Genomic DNA, 20584 nt, shown 5'->3' on the forward strand with positions numbered 1-20584 from the left:
TCACTTTACCTCCTTGAACAGATTGCAGGCTTCCTCATAGGCGTGGCGCTCAAAGGGCTTATACATAGCACCTCTTGCCATAGCCTCGTCGAAGTCTATGAGATGACCGTCAAATTCGGGACCGTCAACGCAGGCAAACTTTGTCTGACCGCCGACAGTAAGGCGGCAGCCGCCGCACATTCCCGTACCGTCTATCATAATGGGGTTCATGGAAGCAACTGTGGGTATCTCGTACTCCTTGGTGAGACGACAGACGAACTTCATCATGATAAGGGGTCCGATAGTGATGACTCTGTCATACTTCTCGCCGCTTTCGATGAGCTTCTTGAGGGCGTCTGTAACGAGACCCTTCTCGCCTGCTGTACCGTCGTCGCTCATGAGCACGAACTTAGAGCTGGAAGCTCTGAACTCGTCCTCGAGGATAACGAGGTCCTTGTTTCTGAAACCAACTATCGAATGCACCTCAACGCCAAGCTCGTGGAGCTTCTTTGCCACGGGGTAAGCGATAGCGCAGCCTACGCCGCCGCCTACGACAGCGACCTTCTTCAGACCCTCTGTCTCTGTGGCTCTGCCGAGGGGACCAACGAAGTCCTGAAGGCAGTCGCCCTCATTGAGGTGATTGAGCTTTTCTGTTGTAGCGCCAACTATCTGGAAAATGATAGTAACGGAGCCCTTCTCGCGGTCGAAATCAGCGATAGTGAGGGGGATACGCTCTCCGTCGGCGTCTGTCCTTAAAATTATGAACTGTCCGGGTTCAGCCTTCCTTGCTACCTTGGGAGCATTTATACGCATGAGGGTAACAGTGGGGTTGAGGCTTCTTTTTTCAAGAATTTCAAACATAGTCCATACCTTCCTTGCAATAGATTTGCTGCGCGGGTCACTTCCGCAGCCGTCCCCATTGACCGCCGCAGATACAGGCTCAGCATTGATATATTCAATATTATATCACACAAAACCATGTTGCACAAATATAACAGCGGAATATCGATATTCCGATATCGATATTCGTGTAATGATTCCCGTGCTGACGATTGTCAGAAAAAGCCCTGCCGAGGACGGAAAAGAATGGGAATTATGAAAAAGGGCAGCTTTATGCTGCCCTTTTTATCGGTATGTTTTCGGGAAATATGCTATTCTTTTTGAGAATAGCAGCATTCCCGATGTTATATATTATTTGTACTCCGCAAAGGCACTTTCGTTCCTTACCTCATAGAGCCTGTTTACCAGCTTCAGCTCGTTGTCCGAGAGCTTGTGCCCCGAGGCGTAGATTATCATGTCCTTGAAGCTGTTGTCGGGGAATGAGCACTTTCTCTGCACCAGTCCGTACTTTCCGCAGAGCTCCGCAGGCATGGGAGAGTCCAGCATATAAGCCTGAGGTACGGTCAGCAGGAAGTCCAGAGCGCTTCCGCGGTCGTACATACACACCTTTCTCACGGGAACGTCCGCAGGACGGTTTGCGGCGTAGAGCTTCTCAACAGCTCCCGAAACATAGGGGACTGCATCGTCGCCCTGACCCAGCTCGGTGTAGTTGCAGGACAGGTCCGCATAGGTTATGGACTCGGCATCTGCGGCAGGGTGCTCGGCAGACATTACCGCCAGCATACTGAACTCCCACAGGAGCTTGCCGTCAAGATTTTTCTCGGCGAGGAAGTCGGAAAAGTACTTCTCATGTGCCGTATTATAGCGGATAACGCCGAAGTCATAGCCGTTTTCGCGGACATTCTCGATGGTTCTCAGAGAATTGGTCTCGCAGAAGAATATCTCCATATCCTCGGGAGTATTCAGTGAAGCGATGTAGTCCGAGAAAGCCTTTGAGATATAGCCCGTTCTCGGCACGGATATGCGGAGTCGGCTGTTTTTCGGCTTGTCGGGGGAGTGTATCGCCTCCATATTGTCTATCTGTATGAGTATCTGCTTGGCATATTCAAGGAATTTGAGTCCCTGATCGGTGGGGATAACGCCCTTCGAGGTACGTCTGAATATGGTTATGCCCAGATTGCTCTCAAGCTCCTTTATCGCCTTGCTCAGATTAGGCTGAGCCATATAAAGATTTTCGGCAGCCTGGGTTATTGAACGTGTTTTCTCGATCTCTACTGCATATTTGAAGTGCAGAGTGTTCATGGATCAGCCTTCTTTCGTCAGTTATTTTCTTCTGTCGGGAGCTCCTCCGTTATTTCGGGGATCATCCACTCTTGTCAGCTCAATGTGCCTTCTGCGAGGAGGCTCGGCAGGTCTGATACTGCCGTGCATACCGCTGTTTTCGGGGGCTGCCGCCTTTTTCTCCTCGGGAGCCTTGGCAGGTTCCTCGGGAAGGGGCTCCAGTGTCCTGATGACACGGCAGGGATTTCCTGCTGCCACACAGTTTGAGGGTATATCCTTTGTAACAACGCTGCCTGCTCCGATAACGACATTGTCGCCGATAGTAACTCCGCCGATGACATTGACACCGCCGCCTATCCACACATTGTCTCCTACGGTTATGGGCTTTGCGTATTCAAGCCCCTGATTTCTGAGAGCTGCGTCAACAGGGTGCTCCGCGGTATAGAAACCGCAGTTGGGACCGATAAAGATATTATCGCCGAAGACCACCTGAGCACAATCAAGGATAACAAGATTGTGATTTGAGTAGAAGTTATCTCCGAGAAGGATATTGTATCCGTAGTCGCAGAAGAAATTGGGCTCGATAACGGTCTTCTTTCCCTTCATAGCCAGAAGCCTTTCGAGTATCCTCTCCCTCTTCTGGAAATCGTTGCACTCAACGGCATTGTACTCCGAGCAGAGCTTTTTAGCCTTTATCCTTTCATTTACCAGTTCTCTGTCATCGGCGTTGTAAAGCTCTCCCGCCTGTTGTTTTTCTTTTTCGGTCATTTTCAAACCCTCCTTAAAGTTTTTATATTTATGTTCAGTAATACTTCATCAGCAGCATGGCTCCCCACATAGGAGATGAAAAAAGCAGCAGGAAAATGATCAGGAAGATCAGTTTTTTTATTTTTTTCCCGTTGTATAAGGACATCTGCCTGTAATAACAGAACTCGGGCTGTTGGGGATCCACCGACAGTTCAAGTTCGCCTGTCCTTTCAATACCGGTTGTAAATCCATCCACGATCAGACGGTAATCATTTCCCTCATAATTATATATGTATATGAAGTTGCTTTCCTCATCGCCGCCCGAATCGGGGTCGAGAGGAGATACTGTCATGCCTGTCAGTTCCGCCAAAACAGCCTCCGTGCATCTCTTCTTCCTTGCAGATATGGCAGCAGCCGTGACGATAAGGAATACAGCTCTTCCTATGAGCAGCAGTGCTATGACGGCTATGAGCACCTTCATGCAGCCAAAGAAGACCACATCGCCTTTTTTGTCATCTTTCAGTTCAAAGAAGGTGGTAATACCGATAATAATTATGAATAACCCCGCCATAATGGCCGGTGTCCTGCTCCACAGGGTATTTTTTGTAATTTTGCCGTTGCTTTTGAGCCTCCCTGTATTATTCAGACCCGCAAGAATACATACTAAACCGAAAACAAACATCGCTATAACAGGTAATAAAAAGAATAACGGGAACATTGAGATAAAAAGCACTAAAAATACCTTAGTCGGTATATTAAAGCCCATACCCTTTTCGGTGTAGACATGCCCCTGCGATGATCGTTCATCTGAGGGTATCCATTCAGCTTTTGGCAGCAATTGAAGTTTCATTGCAGACTCCTCCTACCTTCGGCAGAGCACAGCGTTTGCCGACGCACGCTGTTGAACAGCTTATCCTGACTATTCTTCGCTCAGCACGAATGCTGTTGGCGGCTCCTTTCGATATTTGGCCTCGATCTTCCATGCGAAGAACAGGAACGTCACGACAGCAGCTGCCGCAAGAAGCAGGAGCACTGCATTTTTTACTGCCTTTCCGAGATCATATCTCATAAGCCTTTCGTTATAGTATCTTTCGGGGTGCTCGGGGTCTGTCATAATGTCAAATTCGCCCTTATAGTCTATATTTTTTGCGTCCTTTGTGCTGACATACAGCTTGTATCCGTCACCCATATAATAATATGAGTAATAGCAGCCTTTTACTATAGGTCCGATGCCGCTTTCGTTATCGGGCTCAATGACATCCGATGAAACAAACTCTGCTTTTGCAGGCACAGTACATCTGCGGCGTCTGCTCTCCGCGGCAACTGCCCTTATAAGAGGACCTATGCCGAAGATAAGAAAGGCGATGACCGCAGCGATATCTGTGAATATGATCAAAAGCTTTATTGTATTGACACCGAAGAACGCTGTCAGAGACAAATACAGCCCAAATGTCATTATACATATGCCCGGAATTATCGATATCATCCGCTTTTGAGTTTTGTCATTTATTGTCCTGTAGCCTGTTACATTAGATCCCACATTTACGTTTGTCCTGGGATCAAAGCTTGCGGCTATGAATACAACGCCGATGAAGAGTATAAAACCCGGAAGAAATATAAAGAACGATGCTATTGCACCTATCATAGCAAGGCCATATATACAGTTCAAGATCATGTTCCTTATCTTATTATTCTTTTCTGCAGCTGCTTTTTCTTCGTCATTGAACAGATAATTTGCCTTTGCCCTTGGCAGAATTGGTATTATCATTCTTTTCACCTAAATGCAGCCGCGCCCGACGCTTGCTGCCCCCCTATATCCGGCAGCTTTCCGAGCTGCCCTGTGTTTTTCACTTGATAATGTTCTTTATAAATGCAATTATATACGGCGATGTGAACAGAGCGATCAACAGTAATGACCGCATGGCGTTCCACGCCTGAAGTGTATCCACCTTGAAATAGCTGTACAGAAAGAACCTGTCGGGATGCTTTGGGTCAGCGTAGAACTCGGGCTGCTCACCCCTGAGGTCTGACAGATATTCCTTGTCCTTTATCATCACCTCATAATACTGATCGTTGCAGCAGTAGGAATACACGGGGATAGTTACCCCGATCGCTCCCTCCCCCGAGGGATCATCCGAAAACAGGTTTACCTCTCTGAAAAAATTCGAGGGCACCTGCTGACTGCACCGCTTATACCTAAGCCATATGGCGATAAATGTACCGAGGGGCTTTACAGTACATCTGTAAAGCTGTCTCAGGATAAATACCAGCACATAGGCAAAAAAGGGGTGCATACCGCTGTCATTGCCTCTGTCTTTCAGAAAAAGCCCGAGGAACCACAGAAAGATAAGTACTGCCCAGAATATCAGGCCGCCTTCCGCCTTTCCGCCTTTTCTCGACATTATTTCCGCGACCTTTCCGTCCACCATCACTACCATGGTGTTTGAAATAAATTCGGCAACGAAAAGCAGCACGATCATGCCAAAGAATAAGATGCCCAGTATCAATTCCCCTATGGTGACTACCGATGAGCGGCTGACACTGCTCATCAGTAAAGCCGACGCGACGATAACAGCGACGATAACAGCAAACACTTTCATCGGTATATCCAGTTTCAGTATACGGTCATTGAAGGTAGCATTTTCCATGTCCTCCCGTGATATCTTAGTCGCTCTCGGGATAAATGAAGGTAATCTCATATCAGCCTCCGACTAAAGCTCCTGCCGGCTCTCAGCGCTTGCTGCCCTTTGAACCGAAGCTTCCCCCCATTGAAAGGATATTGGTGTCAAAGGTGTAGCTTATCTTCTCGCCCTGTCTGTAACGCTTGAGCGCGAGCTGGATAAGTCTCTCGAGGAGCTCTGTGTACTTCACACCCTTGGGCTCCCAGAGATAGAACGCCAGAGAGCCGGGGATAGTGTTTATCTCATTTATGTATACCTTGTCAGTTGCCATATCTATCATGAAGTCGATACGGGTAACGCCGTTGAGACCCAGATAGCGGAATGCGTCAACTGCTGTCTTTCTGATGAATTCGTCCTGCTCGGGAGTTATCTCGGCAGGGATCTTTCTCTTGAGAGTAGCCATACCCTTGCTGCCGCCCTTGCCGCCGCCGACGTACTTCTGATCGTAGCTGAGGATATCGTCACCGCTTGCCTGAACGGGCTCCTCACATACGGAAGCCTCTGCGGACTCGCTGTCGCCTGCAACAGCGCAGTTTATCTCCTTAAGCTGAACAACGCAGGGCTCAACGAGGATACGGTCAGCGAACTCGAAAGCCTCCTCGATGGACTTGATGAGGCTGTCTCTGTCCTTTCCCTTGGAGATACCAACACTGGAGCCGAGATTGATAGGCTTTACGATAACGGGATAACCGAACTTCTTCTCGACCTCCTCAACCATTCTGTCCATTTCGTTTATCTCGTATGAGGAGAAACGGCAGCAGTCCAGAACAGGGAAGCCTGCGTCCTTGAGGAGTATCTTCATTACGAATTTATCCATGCCCACAGCCGATGCCAGAACATCACAGCCAACATAGGGCAGGTCAAGTGTCTGGAGGTAGCCCTGCAAAGCGCCGTCCTCAACATTGGTGCCGTGAACGATGGGGAAAGCCACGTCTATATCGGAAATGACATTTGAGCCGAACTTCTTCATCTTCTGGCGGATGAGCTGCACCTTGCCCTCGCTCCTTACGAAAACACACTCTGTACATTCCTTCAGAAGTGCGGGGATATCCTTGAAGCTGTTGATATCCATGAGCTTTTCGCCTGTCCAGAATTCGCTCTTTTTGGTCATATAGACGGGGATGATGTTGTATTTCTCCTTGTTTATGCTTGCCATAGCCTGAACTGCCGAGATGACAGATACCTCATGTTCAACGCTTCTTCCACCGAAAAGAACTGCAAGATTGATCTTCATTGTAATTACTCCTTTTATTTAATGCATAATGCATAATTCATAATGCATAATTAATTGTATTCGCTTCGCTCATATATTTATTTTTTCGCCGTAAGGCGACACCATAATTATGAATTATGCATTCATAATTATGCATTGATCAATAGTTGTCGGGCAGGTCGTTTTCAAGAAGGACTATCTTCTTCTTGTCGGTCTGATATGCCCTTACATGGTCCAGAGCCTCTCCGAGGCTGTCTGCCACGAATACGTTGTCCATATCATAGCCTGCGTCCTTGATGCCGTTGTATATGGGAACTGTCTGAGCCTTGCCCACAAGAACTATGTGGTCGCAGGCCTTTGCAGCCTCCTGACCGAACTCAAAGTTCAGTTCCTCCTGCTTTGCACCCAGCTCTACCATACCGGGAGTTACCAGTATACGGCAGGCATCAAAGAGTCCGAGGACATTGAGGGCTGCACGGCAGCCGCTGGGGTTTGAATTGTATGCGTCGTCGATAAAGGTCATATTGCCGCCCTTGTCGAGAAGCTGCAATCTGTGGGGAACTGCGGCGATACGCTTGACGGGGAGAGTCAGCTTGTCAAGGGAGATGCCCGTGCCGTGAGCGTAGGCGATAGCGCCGAGGACGTTCTGAACGTTGTGCTCACCCAGAAGCTTCATGGAGAAGCGCTGTGTCTCGCCGTCGGGAGCAGTTACCGTGAACTCCGTACCCCTGTCGGAAACGGAAATATCAGTCGCGCGGTAGTGGTTGCCCTCGTTCAGACCGTAGAGCACCGCATTGGGGTACTCGGGAGCCTTTTTGCGGATAAGCTCATTGTCGCCGTTGAGGTATATTTTTCCGCCCTTAGCCTTGACGTGGTCGGCAAGCTCGAACTTTGTATTGAGCACGTTGTCGATGGAGCCGAAGGTCTCAAGGTGCTGAGGACCAACGGATGTGATGATACCGTCGTGTGGGTCTGCGATGCCGCAGAGCTCCTTTATCTCGTGAACTCGTCTTGCGCCCATTTCGCAGATGAAGTATTCATGCGTGGGCTTCAGGTCGCGGCGGATAGTTATTGTAACGCCCATGGGAGTATTGAAACTCTCGGGAGTTTTCAGTGTGTTGTACTGGGAGTTGAGAAGCTCGTCAAGGTAGAACTTCATGCTGGTCTTGCCGTAGCTTCCCGTGATACCCACCTTGTGAAGTGTGGGGCACTCGGAGAGTATGCGCTTTGCGTCGTTGATGTACCAGTTCTGTACTGCCTTTTCAACGGGCTTGTTGATAAGATTGGAAAGGGGGACAAGCAGGGGAGTCACATACAGTGCAGAGCCTGCAAGTATATAGGGAAGTCCGTTTGCAAACCAGCGTTTTTCCATAGAATCGTAGGTAAATTCCGTATGAGCTTCATTCCATATACGGCATATATATACCGTAGTTTCGCCTTTAAGGACAGCTATGACGTAATAAACGGCAACGAGGATACAGAATGTAACCATCATGCGCTTCATTCGGGCTGTGTAGACCAGCGGCTTCTTGAACTTCTTGCCCGGCTTGTTGAGCAGTCCGATCATGATATTGAAAAGGCTCAGCACTATTATAAGTGCCACTGCCGCGCCGCTGTGCAGGAAAAGCAGTGCGAACTGCACCACGAACAGCACCGCAGGGAGGATATACCTCTTTGCGTTCTTCTTCATCCAGCGTGAATGCTCGGGGGTCTTGTAGCCGTTGAGCTGGAGCATATGGAACTCTCTCAGTCCCAGAAATACCGTGGCTCCCAGCGCAATGACCGCATATACCACAAATAAAACTATATTCATAAACATCTCCTTAAAATGCGTAATTCGTAATTCGTAATTCGTAATTAATGGTATCGCCTTACGGCGATGAATCAGAAATTTTCCGATCCGTCCGCACAAGCGGACACCTCAATTACGCATTACGCATTACGCATTACGAATTAAAATCATTCTTCTATCTTCATAAAGCTGCACATCACGCGGTTGAAGGTGAACTGCTGCTCTAAGAAGGAATAATGTCCTGCGTTTTCCAGCTTTACAAGACCGGCATCGGGAATGAGCTTCTCCATTTTCTCGCCGTCGGAAAGGGGAGTCGCTGTATCGTTGACGCCCCACACAAGCAGAGTGGGAGCCTTGATATTGGTCAGATAGGGCTCTAAGTCCTCGTTTACCACCTTTACCATGACCTGTCTCATCATGGGTGAAGCGGCGGCGTAGTCCGCGCTGCCCATCTTCTTTCGGAAGTTCTCCAGCGCGTCGGGGAAGAACTTCTTAACTATGCCCCACGAAAGGACAGTCCTGCCCAGCTTGTAATAACGTGTGCGCCAGCTCTTTTTATTGGACTTTGGCGGCATTATGCCTGCACTGTCCACAAGAATGACCTTTGTGACCTTGAAAGGGAGATCGTCGCGGCTGTGCATTTTTATGATGACACGTCCGCCGAAGCTGTGACCCAGAAGCATTACCTCCTTGGTGTCATAGTCCCTGAGGAAGTCGATGACGAACTGCACATACGAGCTTACGTCCCAGACCTCTTTCGGCTCATCGCTCTTTCCGAAGCCCGGCATATCCATTGCCACGACCTTATACTTCTTCGAGAGAAGCTCGATCATATTTGCAAAGAGGGTTATATTGCTTCCCCAGCCGTGAAGCAGGACGATGAGGTCGCCCTCGCCCTTTTCCTCGTAGTTTATCTTTAAACCGTTAACTGTTTTTATCAATTCTTTATCTCCAAACTGTTATTATATTGGGAATGTAGAATGCAGAACTGAGAATGAATGTATTGGCTTTACTCACATAAAAGCAGAATAACTCTCAACTCTCAACTCTATATCATATACGGCATACAGCCGCAAATATACATATATAATTTATTATATCACTTACAGTATTCAATGTCAATCACAGAAGCAAAAAAATTACACAGCTGTAAAAAGTCCCGATAACGCCCTGTTTTCGGGGATAAAAAAATTCTTGACAAAACTCTCCGTTTATGGTATCATATTAAAAGAGCATCGTCTGCTCGTATAAACGGGTATGAAATTCCGAAATATAGATGTGTGGGCCCTGTGCAACAAGACCCCGTGAACCATGTCAGGCGGGAGACCGAGCAGCATTAAGCGGTGCGTGTTGTGTGCCGCAGCAAGCCTGCACATCTATGTTCCGGAATTTTTCTTTAACAGGGGGTGTGCCGTATGTTCCTCAATATGCTCGCCATAAGAGCTAAAAGAGTGCTGCTGTGTATAAAGCGCTCTCTGGTGAAAGCGGCTGCCTTCGCGTTTCTTTGTGTGGCAGTACAGATGCTGTACTACTTCATAACCGACGGTGGCAGTGACGGCATGGACTGGTTCATGATATTCAATATCATCATAACCTCATTCATCGGCTCACTGGTGGGAGCCACACTGCTCTCCCTCAGGGACTACAAGGGAAACCTCTACCACCGCGCCGATGAGGAGATAATCGGCAAAGCCTTTACGGGGCTGGGAAAGAAGTCCCTCATGTTTGAGAAGGGTCTGGAGCTGTTTGAAAAGAGCGATTTCCGCATGGCTCTCGAGGTCTTTACAGACCTTGGAAACAGCAATTTCAAATTCACTCAGCACGAGACCGCCGTCAATGAATTTTACCGCGGACGCTGCTATCATATACTGGGAGCCTATCCCAATGCCCTTATGTGCTATGACAATGCCCGTGAAAAGGGCTTCTATATCCCCGAGCTGCCCATCTTCATCGGAAGATGCATGGCTGCCAACGGGAGTACAGAGCGTGCCGCCGAATACTTTCAGGAGCTGCTCCGCGATGACTATCTCTTTCACGGAAGGATACGCTTCGAGATAGGCAGTATCTACCTGAAAGCCGAACAGGGCGAAAATGCCCTCAAATGGTTCACAGAATCCATCGCACACAATGAAAAGACCGCAGACTCTCTCGGAGGTGCTGCCCTCGCCCATGTCATGCTGGGCAACTGCGAGGAGGGCGAGCGCTGCTTCCGTCAGGCTCTGGTAAACCATATAAGCGACCCTGTGGAGTTCACAGCCTTTTTCAAGGAGATGCTGAGCTCTGCAAAACGAAGCGCAGACAAAGAACAGTGAAAGGAGAAAGGCTGTGTACAAGGCACTCTACCGCAAATGGCGTCCCCTTACCTTTGATGACGTCATCTCTCAGGAATACACCACGGAAGCCCTGAAAAATCAGATAATCAGCGGAAAGACTGCCCACGCATACCTTTTCACGGGTTCGAGAGGCACGGGTAAGACCACCTGCGCCCGTATCCTCGCAAAAGCAGTGAACTGCCGCAACATGAAGGACGGCAATCCCTGCCTTGAATGTGACATCTGCCGTGACGCCGACAGCGGCGCACTTACCGATATCGTGGAAATTGATGCCGCTTCCAACAACGGCGTGGACAATATCCGCGACCTCCGCGATGCCGCAGTTTATACTCCCGAGCGCGGAGCCTATAAGATATACATTATAGATGAGGTGCATATGCTCTCTCAGGGAGCCTTCAATGCCCTCCTTAAAATAATGGAGGAGCCCCCTCCGTATGTGAAGTTCATACTCGCCACCACCGAGATACACAAGGTGCCTGCGACCATAGTCTCACGCTGCCAGCGCTACGATTTCCGCAGGATAAAGGCAGAAGACATCGCTAAAAGGATAAGCTATATCGCTCAGCAGGAGGAGCTTAACCTCACCGAGGACGGCGCCGCCATGATAGCTAAGCTTGCCGACGGAGGTATGCGTGACGCTGTTTCGCTTCTGGACCAGTGCTCCGTGTGTGCCGAGGTAATAAACGCCGAGTCCGTATCCGCTGCCGCAGGTATCGCAGGCAGGGACTACCTATATGATATGCTGGACGCCGTTTCCGACTCCGATGCCCCAAAGGCTCTGAGAGTTACGGCAGCCCTCTACGATATGTCAAAGGACCTGACAAGGCTCTGTGAGGAGCTTATCACCCAGCTTCGCAACATCATGCTCATAAAGGCTTCTCCCGATACCGCGGAAAAGCTCATAGTGTGTATGCCCGACGAGCTTGAGCGGCTGAGAGCTCTTGCGGAAAAGACCGACCTCTCCACCGTTATGGACAGGCTGTCCGTGCTTCAGGAGTGCCGCGAGCGTATGCAGCGAGCCATGAACAAGCGCGTGGAGTTCGAGATGACGCTGATAAAGCTGTGCTCGGGTCCCGCAAAAACCGTTCAGGGTATTGACAATTCAGAAATATATGATAAAATAAAACAGTTGGAGGACAAGATAGCTTCCGCACCGAGAGCCGCCGCAGGTCAGGCTCCCGAGCAGCCCGAGGTCCTTGAGGCAAGTGCCGCACCCTCGGATGAGAAGATAGTCCCCACTATTGATATCAAGAAGCTCAACCCCGAGGATATCGTTAATTGTGAACGCTGGGGAGAGATACTTGAGGAGTTCAAGAACATCAATCCCGCCGTTGCGGGAAGCCTTGACGGCTCCTTCGCAGGCACAGCAGGAAACTACATCTTTATCAAAGTCAAAAACCGTTTTTTCATGGATCTGTTCAAGGTCAAAGAGAACGCAAATTCCCTTGAAATAGCAATAGCAAAGGTGCTCGGTCAGCGATATATAATGAAGGCAAGCTGTGCTACTACCGTCAATGAGCAGAAAAACCTCGCCGAGAGCATCATCAAAAAGGCTATGGAGAGCAAGATAGAGACAGCTGTGGAAAAGGAAAACGCTTAAAAGCAAATACTATTTGCTTTATATAAATATGAAATCAAATTTTCAAAGGAGAATTTAAAATGAAAGCAAGAATACCAAGGAACGTAAACGGCGGCGGCGCCCAGAATATGAACCAGATGATCAAGCAGGCTCAGAAGATGCAGGATCAGATCACAGAGCTCCAGGAGGACATCGAGGCAAGAGAGTTCTCTGCAACCGCAGGCGGCGGTGCTGTTGAGGTAACCATCTCAGGCAAGAAGACTATCAAGTCCCTCACACTCAAGCCCGAGGTAGTTGACCCCGAGGACATCGATATGCTTCAGGATCTCATCATCAGCGCTGTCAACGAGGCTATCAACAATGTTGAGAACACAACAGAGACCGAGATGAGCAAGATCACAGGCGGAGTTTCTCTCCCCGGTCTTTTCTGATAGATAATGGCAGATCATAACGCGCTCCCGCTGGTCATACTGGCTGAGAAGTTCGCTTCTCTCCCCGGTATCGGCATGAAGTCCGCACAGAGGCTGGCTTATCACGTCATGTCAATGGACGAGGAAGCCGTGGAGGACTTCGCAAAGGCGCTTATCGACGCAAAGAAGAATGTTCACTGCTGCAAGTGCTGCCAGAATCTGACGGAGAGGGATATTTGCCCTATCTGCGACGATCCCCAGCGCGACAGGAGCGTTATCTGCGTGGTCGAGAACCCCAAGGACGTAACTGCCTTTGAGCGCACAAGAGAATACGGAGGAGTATATCATGTGCTCCACGGTCTCCTGTCACCCATGGACGGCATAACTCCCGACAAGCTCCGCGTAAAGGAGCTCCTTGCAAGGATAGCCGAGGGCGGTGTCGAGGAGGTCATCATGGCGACGAACCCCACTGTTGAGGGCGACGCCACCGCAATGTATATAGCAGGTCTGCTGAAGCCCATGGGCATAAAGGTGACCCGTCTCGCATTCGGACTTCCCGTTGGCGGTATTCTGGAATACGCCGACGAGGTAACGCTTTTCAAAGCGCTCGAAAACAGGAATGATATGTAAAAAACGGGCATCAAGCCCGTTTTTTTCTGAGTATTTTGTTTTTAAAGGGGCTTTCTCTCAAAGAGCAGCACAGGATAGCCCTCGTAGTAGGGCTTGACTATCTCGGGATGGAGGTCGGCATAGGCAAAGATGGTATCCGCCAGCCCCTCCTTCAGAAAGCCCACAAGCTGAGAAAGGGGTCTGTGATAGAGCTCGTCGCATATGGACGCAAAGGTTATGGCGCGTCTGCCCCCTACCTCCATTATGCGGTAAGGCCAGATACGGCAGTCAAAGGGCTTGTCATCCCCCAGCATACAGCCCTTGTCCGTAAGTGCGGGACATGAGAACAGCTCGTCCCCTTTCAGCTCGCCCACTCTGAATATGTAGCCCCCGTCCTTGGTGACGAACTCGGTCTGCGGACGGGCAGCCTTTATCCTCTCGCAGAGCTCCGCGGTGAAAACGGGGGTCTCCCAGACGTCATAGCGGTCGAATATGCAGCACAGGCGGCACTTCGCACAGGCTTCGCCGCTGAGTATCTTTTTCAGCATGGCTCCTTCTCCTTTCATCAATAAAAAAGGGGCATTTCCGCAATGCCCCTTTCCCGATCACTTCTTGATCTTATCAACGATATCCTCGACCTTGTCCTTGACCTTTTCGAGGTTCTCCTTGGTAGCCACCTTGCCGACTACATCCTTTACCTTATCGATGTTTTCCTTTGTAGCGACTTTGGAAATTGTCTTCTCGATCTTCTCATCGGGGAGGTCGATGCCTGTTTTCTTTTCAACTGCTTCTACTGCTTTTTTGATCTCCATAGGGGGATACCTTCTTTCGTAAAAATTTGTACTTATATTATACCACATCGGGCAGCAAAAATCAATATCTTTTTGAACTTTTGCTCCCGCACCCGACATTTTACCGAAAAACAGGCAATTGCAACCGCCGTGTGACAAATTGTAAAGCGCGGTTGCTTGTATGTAACCGCCCGAAATGATAGAATTTAACCATAGACCACGGGGGATACTCCCGAGGAAATCTTACAACGGAGGAAATAAATATGATACTTGCAGACAAGATAATCGAACTCAGAAAAAGGTCGGGTATGTCACAGGAGGAGCTGGCTGAGAAGCTGGGCGTCAGCCGTCAGTCGGTCTCAAAGTGGGAGGGCGCACAGTCCACTCCCGACATCAACCGCATACTTCAGCTCTCGGAGATATTCAGTGTGAGCACAGATACATTACTTAAAGATGAAGCAGACCTCCCCGCAGCGGAAGCCTCTCCTCAGGAGCCCTCGGTAGAGACCGAGCCCCCTCTCAGAAAGGTATCCATGGAGGAGGCAAACAGCTTCCTCGCCGTAAACGAAAAGCGCTCTGTACGCACACCTCTTGGTGTTGCCCTGTGCATACTCGGCATAGTTCCCACAATTCTCATCGAGTGCTTTGACACCACCGAAAAAATCGCTGATATGCTGGGAGCTCCCCTGCTTTTCATAATGGTCGCCATAGGCGTTGCCCTGTTCATAATCTCGGGACAGAAAATGAAGCCCTATGACTACCTCAGCAGAGAGGGCATCGACACTGAGTACGGAGTTTCAGGCATGGCAGGCGACAAAAAGGCAAAATACGCGCCAAAGCACACTATATTCATCGTTGTGGGCGTTATCCTGCTCATACTTTCGGTTATCCCCACCATCATCATCGACGCCGCATTCCCTGACAGCAGCACTGCCGACTCCGTATCGGGAGCACTGTTCTTCGGCATGGTGGCTCTGGGAGTAGCTTTACTCACCCACACAGGCATAATCATGGGCGGCTACAAGAAGCTCCTTGAGGAGGACGACTTCACACGCAAAAGAAAAAAGCGCAGAAGCAAGCCCAATCCTGCAATGGGAATATACTGGTGCTGCATAACAGCTGTATATCTCCTCTGGAGCATCATCACCAAAGCATGGGATGTATCATGGATAATCTGGGTGCTGGGAGCTTTGCTCTGTCCCCTCATTGCCGTAGCATTCAGAAATAAGGACGAATGATTGACAGTTCCCCTCTTTCGTGGTATAATCAGCACAAAGGAGGGGGATTTCCATGAAAAAATACGAAGACCAGCCCATGAACTACGACGAAAACGGCTATTACTCCGACGAAAAGCCCGAGGACAGCAAGCAATTCAGAGTATTGGATAAGATCACAGGCATTCTTGTGCTTATGCTTTTTGCAGCCGCCGTTATATATATGTTTGTGATGGGAAAACGCAGCGGTGAGCAGTACAAGGCTATATACGCATTTTTCGCCCTTTTCGGCGGAATCGGACTCATCGTCATCATAACCGACCTTATCAAGGGAAAGAAGCTTCAGGCAGGCGCTTTCGTGGCGTTAGCAATAGGTGTTGCAGGCATTGTGTGTGCCCGTATGGTGCTGACAGGCGGCGACAACATGAAAATGAAGCTGGTAAAGCTGTTCGCCTATGGTATACCGCTGTTTTTCGCCTGTCTTGGCGCATACTACGCCTCAGCAGGCATAAAGCACTCCCTTGTGTCAAAGGATAACTGCACAACTCACGTTTCCGCGGTCTGCAAGAGCGTCACCACCGAGACCACCTCCACCAATGGCAGGATAACAAGCATAAAGTACCGTCCCACCTACGAATACACCTATGAGGACAAGACCTACACCGCTGCAGGCGGACGCACATCCTGTCTGCGTGTAAACGGCGACATTTACGACATATTCATTGACCCCGAAAATCCCACTCTCGTATCCGACCCCGAAGCAGAAAAGGAGTCCTTGGGCGGTGCCCTGCTCCGTGCCTTGTTCCTTGTGGGAGGTCCCCTTGCGCTGATGGCGCTGTTTATATACGCTTTTCACGAGGCAGGAATATAATACCACATATCGGACAATAATAAAAAGGCAGACCATTTCGGTCTGCCTTTGGTGTTTTTATCAGAGCTTGTTCTTCTCTTCCTCTATGAGCTTGAGGAGGTCGTCAACGGACATATCCGCAGCCTTCTTCTTGCGCTCATTGTGCTCGGTCTTGCTGATAATATCGGAGATATCGGGAGTGCTGCTCTTTCTGGGCGCCTTGGGAGCCGCTGCTGAAGGAGCGGACTGGCTTCTCAGAGGAGTTGTCTTGGGAACGTCGTTTCTCGACATCTCTGCAAGCTGGCTCTTTGAGAGGATTCCTGTGTTATCGCTTACGGGCTCGGAAGCCTGCTGTGAAGTGCTTGTGGTCTTGATATTGAATGTACCTGTGCGCTCAGCCTCTGCTGTCTTGCGGAGCATTTCCTCTCTGAGGGCGTCGGCTGTGGGAGCTGTAGATGACGAACCGCCGAGGTTTCTTGCGGCGAATGTGCTCTCAGCACTGCGCTGTGCCTTGAACTGCATGGTGCGCTCCTTCTCCTTCTGATAGGGAGAATCGGGGTTTACCTTCTTCTGGCTGAAGTTCTCGGCAATGGACATCTTCTTGCGCTCAAGCTCATTGCTGGGCTGTATCTCCTGAGAGGGCTCAAAGAGGGGATTTGCAGTCTTGTCATGGATATTCTTCCTGCTCTCGAAGTCTGCTCTCTCCTTTTCCTTCTCGTCGTACTCGTAGAAGCCGAACTCATCATCGTCGTCATCGCCCTTTGAGGAAGCGATCTTTGCAATGAGGAATATAACGAGGAGAACGCAGGGGAGAACGAGGAGTGCGAGTATACCCTTGATGCCCGAAGCAAATCTTATGAGTCCGCCGATCTCATCGCTCTGGGTGTGACCTGTGCAGAGAGCAGCAATCTTGTCCTTGGTTATAGGCTCCTCACTGCCTACGTTGGCAGCGTCTGCGGTAACGTACTTCTCTGTGCCGTCCTCTGCGGTAACGATGTCGTAGATGCTGAGAACGTGGAGCTTTTCGGGATCAGCAGCAGGATAGGCGAGAACTATGTCGCCCTTTGCGATGGTCAGATCCTTTGCGTCGGGAGCTATGAGAGCCGAGCCTGTGGAGACATTGTTGCCCATATTGTCGGATTCCTTGACAATGTAGACGTAGTTTCCGAAGAGCTTGGGAGTCTTGCCGCCCGAGAATGCAATGTTGACGAAGATCGAGATAACGATCAGTATTATACAAAGTACGATAAGAACGAATTTAAGTACCGAGAAACGCTTTTTCTTTTCCATTAAACATCACCTTTTTCATTTTCTTTTGTTGTCTTTTTCTACACTATTTTTCTTCGCGGGTCTGTTTTTCGGGAACCGCTTTATCTATTATATCACATATTATTACAAATTTCAAACATTTTCTAAGTTTTATCTTTTAAAAATATAGAAAATTTTTTCAAACCAAATTTTTTCGTTTTTCTGCACAAATACAGACTTGGTTTTCTTCTCATTCAGTCAATGTGCACAACGCAAAAACGCACCTTCGGGGCACGTTACACTGCTTTTTTGGCGATTTTCCGCAATATGTAAATTTAGTGGACAAATATTTGTTGAAATAAGCACTTGAAATCTCTTATAAATCATAGTATAATTAAAGGTGTATACCGCTTGTAGAATAATTTCTCCCCATTTACCGAAAGCACGTTTGTTATCGGAGAGAGGAGTTATACAAAGGGTAATAACGCCGCTTCTGCGGCAGAATGGAGATCAGATATGGCTACAAAAAAAGCAAACCCTCTCATGGACAGGATCAAGGAAGAGTTCCCGAGAAAACTTCAGCTTTTGTACAGCGTTTCTCCCGAGGAAGCTTCTGACAAACAGGTTTACCATGTTCTTTCCTCGATAATCGTGGAAATTCTTGGTGCAAAGAGGCAGAGCTTCATCAATCACACCCACTCGGTGGGCGGTAAGCAGATCTACTACCTTTCAATGGAGTTCCTCATGGGACGCTCCCTCAAAACAAGCATCTACAATCTCGAGCTTGCTGACGGCATAAAGTCTATGCTGAAGCAGTATGACATCAATCTCGATAAGATATACGAAAACGAGCCCGATGCAGGTCTGGGCAACGGTGGTCTGGGAAGACTTGCTGCCTGCTACCTTGACGGTCTTGCTACCATGGGCTTCCCCGCAATGGGCTATTCTATCTGCTATGAGTACGGTATCTTCCAGCAGAAGCTGGAGGACGGCTGGCAGACAGAGCTCCCCGACAACTGGCTCCCCGGCGGCTCGGTATGGCTGGTACCCAAGCCCGAGCTCTCCATCGACGTCCACTTTGAGGGCGACCTTCAGGAGTACTGGGACAACCAGTATCACTACATCTCTCATGTGAACTACAATACCGTTGTGGCTACACCCTACGATATGTACGTTTCGGGCTACGACTCAGAGGGCGTTTCCGTGCTCCGTCTGTGGTCCGCAAAGGCGCCAAACTTCGATATGGAAATGTTCAACAAGGGCAATTATGAGAGCGCTCTTGCACAGAACTCCATCGCAAACGCCATCTCGAAGATACTCTATCCCAACGACAACCATCTCGAGGGCAAGAGCCTCCGTCTCCGCCAGCAGTACTTCCTCTGCGCGGCTTCAATCGGCGACATCGTAAACACCCACATGAACGTTTACGGCACACTCGAGAACTTAGCCGACAAGGTGGCTATCCACATCAACGACACTCACCCCACTCTGGCTATCCCCGAGCTCATGCGAATACTCCTTGACGACTGCGGCTACAGCTGGGAGAAGTCATGGGATATCGTTACAAAGACCTTTGCCTATACAAACCATACCGTTATGGCTGAGGCTCTGGAGAAGTGGGACGTTAACCTCGTCAAGACGGTCATCCCGAGAATTTTCTCAATCATCGTTGAGATAAACAACCGCTACTGCGCTTCTCTCATGGAGAGAAACGGCGGCGACAGCGCAAAGACTACCCGTATGTCCATCATCAAGGACAACCAGATACACATGGCTACTCTCTGCGTTGCGGCTTCACACAGCGTAAACGGCGTTTCCAAGCTCCACTCGCAGATAATCAAGGACTCCGTATTCCATGATGAATATGAGAATACTCCCGAGAAGTTCAAGAACGTCACCAACGGAATCGCTTACAGAAGATGGCTCTATCAGTCCAACCCCGGACTTACAAAGCTCCTGAAGGACACCATCGGTCCCAAGTTCATCAAGGACGGCGCAGAGCTTGAAAAGTTCCGCAAGTTCGAGAACGACGAGGAAGTCCTCACAAAGCTCATGGCAGTAAAGAAGGAAAACAAGGAAGCCTTCGCAAAGTACGTCAAGAGCGAATCGGGCATCATCCTCAATACAGACAGTATTTTCGACGTTCAGGTAAAGCGTCTCCACGAATACAAGAGACAGCACCTCAATGTCATGAATATCCTTACGGATTACGCATATCTCCTCAATAACCCCGACGCTCCCTTTACTCCCAAGACCTATATCTTCGCAGCAAAGGCAGCTCCCGGCTATTATCTGGCAAAGCAGATAATCAAGCTCATCTGGGCTATCTCCGAGGAGATAAGAAAGAACCCCAAGATAAACCAGAAGCTCTCTGTTGTGTTCCTTGAGAATTACTGCGTAACTCTCTCAGAGCACCTCATGCCTGCTTCCGATGTTTCCGAGCAGATATCCCTTGCGGGTACAGAGGCTTCGGGTACGGGCAATATGAAGCTCATGCTCAACGGCGCAATTACTCTGGGTACTCTTGACGGTGCAAACATCGAGATAAAGGAAGCCTGCGGCGACGATAACATCGTCATCTTCGGCATGACGACTCCCGAGGTCAACGACCTCAGGGCAAGAGGCTACAATCCCTGTGAGCGCTATAACAACGACGGACGCATACACGAGGCTATCGACCGTATGTACCACGGCATAAACGGCTGTACCTTCAACGATGTGGCAAACTCACTGAAGGACAGAGACCCCTATATGGTCCTCGCCGACTTCGACAGCTACAGAAATGCACAGCAGTATATCACTGAGTGCTATAACGATAAGCTGAAGTGGGCAAAGATGTCACTCAACAATATCGCAGGCGCAGGCATCTTCTCGGCAGACCGCGCTGTAACGGAATACGCCGACAACATCTGGCATTTAAGATGACCGGAGCATAAAATACAATAAGGGGACGTTGTTTTCTTCGTCCCCTTTTTACCTTTTTGCAGATACACCCATAAGGGATTATTGATAACGGA

19 protein-coding genes and 1 other RNA gene are annotated in these 20584 nt (G+C 49.3%); 8 read left to right on the plus strand and 12 right to left on the minus strand.

Annotation, left to right across the window (positions count from 1 at the left end; all coding sequences use genetic code 11):
• The 9 genes from DSZ37_RS13210 to DSZ37_RS13250 all read right to left on the minus strand — a co-directional run bounded on the left by DSZ37_RS13210 (position 1) and on the right by DSZ37_RS13250 (position 9474).
• The gene (locus tag DSZ37_RS13210; RefSeq protein ID WP_109727362.1) at positions 1 to 840 is read right to left on the minus strand and encodes a sulfide/dihydroorotate dehydrogenase-like FAD/NAD-binding protein; all 840 of its coding nucleotides are present in this window, start codon (positions 838 to 840) and stop codon (positions 1 to 3) included.
• A gap of 330 nt (positions 841 to 1170) precedes the next feature.
• Positions 1171 to 2121 (minus strand): LysR family transcriptional regulator, encoded by a 951-nt coding sequence (locus tag DSZ37_RS13215; protein ID WP_109727363.1) that lies wholly within the window; start codon positions 2119 to 2121, stop codon positions 1171 to 1173.
• Between the two features lie 21 nt (positions 2122 to 2142).
• Positions 2143 to 2868 carry a sugar O-acetyltransferase gene (locus DSZ37_RS13220; RefSeq protein WP_109727364.1) on the minus strand — a complete coding sequence of 242 codons (726 nt, stop codon included), beginning with the start codon at positions 2866 to 2868 and terminating at the stop codon, positions 2143 to 2145.
• 34 nt (positions 2869 to 2902) lie between these two features.
• Positions 2903 to 3697: a hypothetical protein gene (locus DSZ37_RS17525; protein ID WP_146198190.1), complete on the minus strand. Its 795-nt coding sequence runs from the start codon at positions 3695 to 3697 to the stop codon at positions 2903 to 2905.
• Between the two features lie 69 nt (positions 3698 to 3766).
• A complete protein-coding gene (locus tag DSZ37_RS13230; protein WP_109727366.1) occupies positions 3767 to 4615 on the minus strand; it encodes a hypothetical protein in 849 nt (282 codons plus the stop codon).
• 79 nt (positions 4616 to 4694) lie between these two features.
• Positions 4695 to 5546, minus strand: a complete 852-nt coding sequence (locus DSZ37_RS13235) for a hypothetical protein (protein ID WP_146198191.1) — start codon at positions 5544 to 5546, stop codon at positions 4695 to 4697.
• Positions 5547 to 5577: 31 nt separating this feature from the next.
• Positions 5578 to 6762 carry a D-alanine--D-alanine ligase family protein gene (locus tag DSZ37_RS13240; RefSeq protein WP_109727368.1) on the minus strand — a complete coding sequence of 395 codons (1185 nt, stop codon included), beginning with the start codon at positions 6760 to 6762 and terminating at the stop codon, positions 5578 to 5580.
• A 139-nt stretch (positions 6763 to 6901) separates the two neighbouring features.
• Complete coding sequence (locus tag DSZ37_RS13245; protein WP_109727369.1) at positions 6902 to 8554, minus strand: Mur ligase family protein; 1653 nt, start codon at positions 8552 to 8554, stop codon at positions 6902 to 6904.
• A 146-nt stretch (positions 8555 to 8700) separates the two neighbouring features.
• The gene (locus DSZ37_RS13250; protein ID WP_109727370.1) at positions 8701 to 9474 is read right to left on the minus strand and encodes an alpha/beta fold hydrolase; all 774 of its coding nucleotides are present in this window, start codon (positions 9472 to 9474) and stop codon (positions 8701 to 8703) included.
• 337 nt (positions 9475 to 9811) lie between these two features.
• On the opposite strand from DSZ37_RS13250, the gene ffs reads away from it, so the two are divergent.
• From ffs to recR, 5 genes are all read left to right on the plus strand, one after another.
• An RNA gene (ffs, locus tag DSZ37_RS13255) (signal recognition particle sRNA small type) lies at positions 9812 to 9910 on the plus strand.
• Positions 9911 to 9948: 38 nt separating this feature from the next.
• Positions 9949 to 10845: a tetratricopeptide repeat protein gene (locus DSZ37_RS13260; protein WP_109727371.1), complete on the plus strand. Its 897-nt coding sequence runs from the start codon at positions 9949 to 9951 to the stop codon at positions 10843 to 10845.
• Positions 10846 to 10858: 13 nt separating this feature from the next.
• Entirely contained in the window at positions 10859 to 12466 is a 1608-nt protein-coding gene (gene dnaX / locus DSZ37_RS13265; protein ID WP_109727372.1) for a DNA polymerase III subunit gamma/tau, read from the plus strand.
• A 59-nt stretch (positions 12467 to 12525) separates the two neighbouring features.
• Positions 12526 to 12876 (plus strand): YbaB/EbfC family nucleoid-associated protein, encoded by a 351-nt coding sequence (locus tag DSZ37_RS13270; protein WP_028521587.1) that lies wholly within the window; start codon positions 12526 to 12528, stop codon positions 12874 to 12876.
• A 6-nt stretch (positions 12877 to 12882) separates the two neighbouring features.
• A complete protein-coding gene (gene recR / locus DSZ37_RS13275; RefSeq protein ID WP_109727373.1) occupies positions 12883 to 13485 on the plus strand; it encodes a recombination mediator RecR in 603 nt (200 codons plus the stop codon).
• Positions 13486 to 13526: 41 nt separating this feature from the next.
• Here the strand turns inward: recR and DSZ37_RS13280 are convergent, their stop codons facing one another.
• Both DSZ37_RS13280 and DSZ37_RS13285 read right to left on the minus strand, forming a co-directional pair.
• Complete coding sequence (locus DSZ37_RS13280) at positions 13527 to 14012, minus strand: YkgJ family cysteine cluster protein (protein WP_109727374.1); 486 nt, start codon at positions 14010 to 14012, stop codon at positions 13527 to 13529.
• A gap of 57 nt (positions 14013 to 14069) precedes the next feature.
• Positions 14070 to 14276, minus strand: coding sequence for a hypothetical protein (locus DSZ37_RS13285; protein WP_109727375.1), 207 nt, complete (start codon positions 14274 to 14276; stop codon positions 14070 to 14072).
• A 242-nt stretch (positions 14277 to 14518) separates the two neighbouring features.
• On the opposite strand from DSZ37_RS13285, the gene DSZ37_RS13290 reads away from it, so the two are divergent.
• Positions 14519 to 15493 (plus strand): helix-turn-helix domain-containing protein, encoded by a 975-nt coding sequence (locus tag DSZ37_RS13290; protein ID WP_109727376.1) that lies wholly within the window; start codon positions 14519 to 14521, stop codon positions 15491 to 15493.
• A 52-nt stretch (positions 15494 to 15545) separates the two neighbouring features.
• Positions 15546 to 16340 carry a hypothetical protein gene (locus DSZ37_RS13295; RefSeq protein WP_109727377.1) on the plus strand — a complete coding sequence of 265 codons (795 nt, stop codon included), beginning with the start codon at positions 15546 to 15548 and terminating at the stop codon, positions 16338 to 16340.
• 60 nt (positions 16341 to 16400) lie between these two features.
• On the opposite strand, the gene DSZ37_RS13300 is transcribed toward DSZ37_RS13295, so the two are convergent.
• Positions 16401 to 17609, minus strand: a complete 1209-nt coding sequence (locus DSZ37_RS13300; RefSeq protein ID WP_109727378.1) for a hypothetical protein — start codon at positions 17607 to 17609, stop codon at positions 16401 to 16403.
• Positions 17610 to 18083: 474 nt separating this feature from the next.
• On the opposite strand from DSZ37_RS13300, the gene DSZ37_RS13305 reads away from it, so the two are divergent.
• Positions 18084 to 20492 carry a glycogen/starch/alpha-glucan phosphorylase gene (locus tag DSZ37_RS13305; RefSeq protein WP_109727380.1) on the plus strand — a complete coding sequence of 803 codons (2409 nt, stop codon included), beginning with the start codon at positions 18084 to 18086 and terminating at the stop codon, positions 20490 to 20492.
• Positions 20493 to 20584: the final 92 nt, after the last annotated feature.

Origin of the sequence: Ruminococcus flavefaciens (genome assembly GCF_900116855.1) — a bacterium.
Classification (GTDB): domain Bacteria; phylum Bacillota; class Clostridia; order Oscillospirales; family Ruminococcaceae; genus Ruminococcus; species Ruminococcus flavefaciens_R.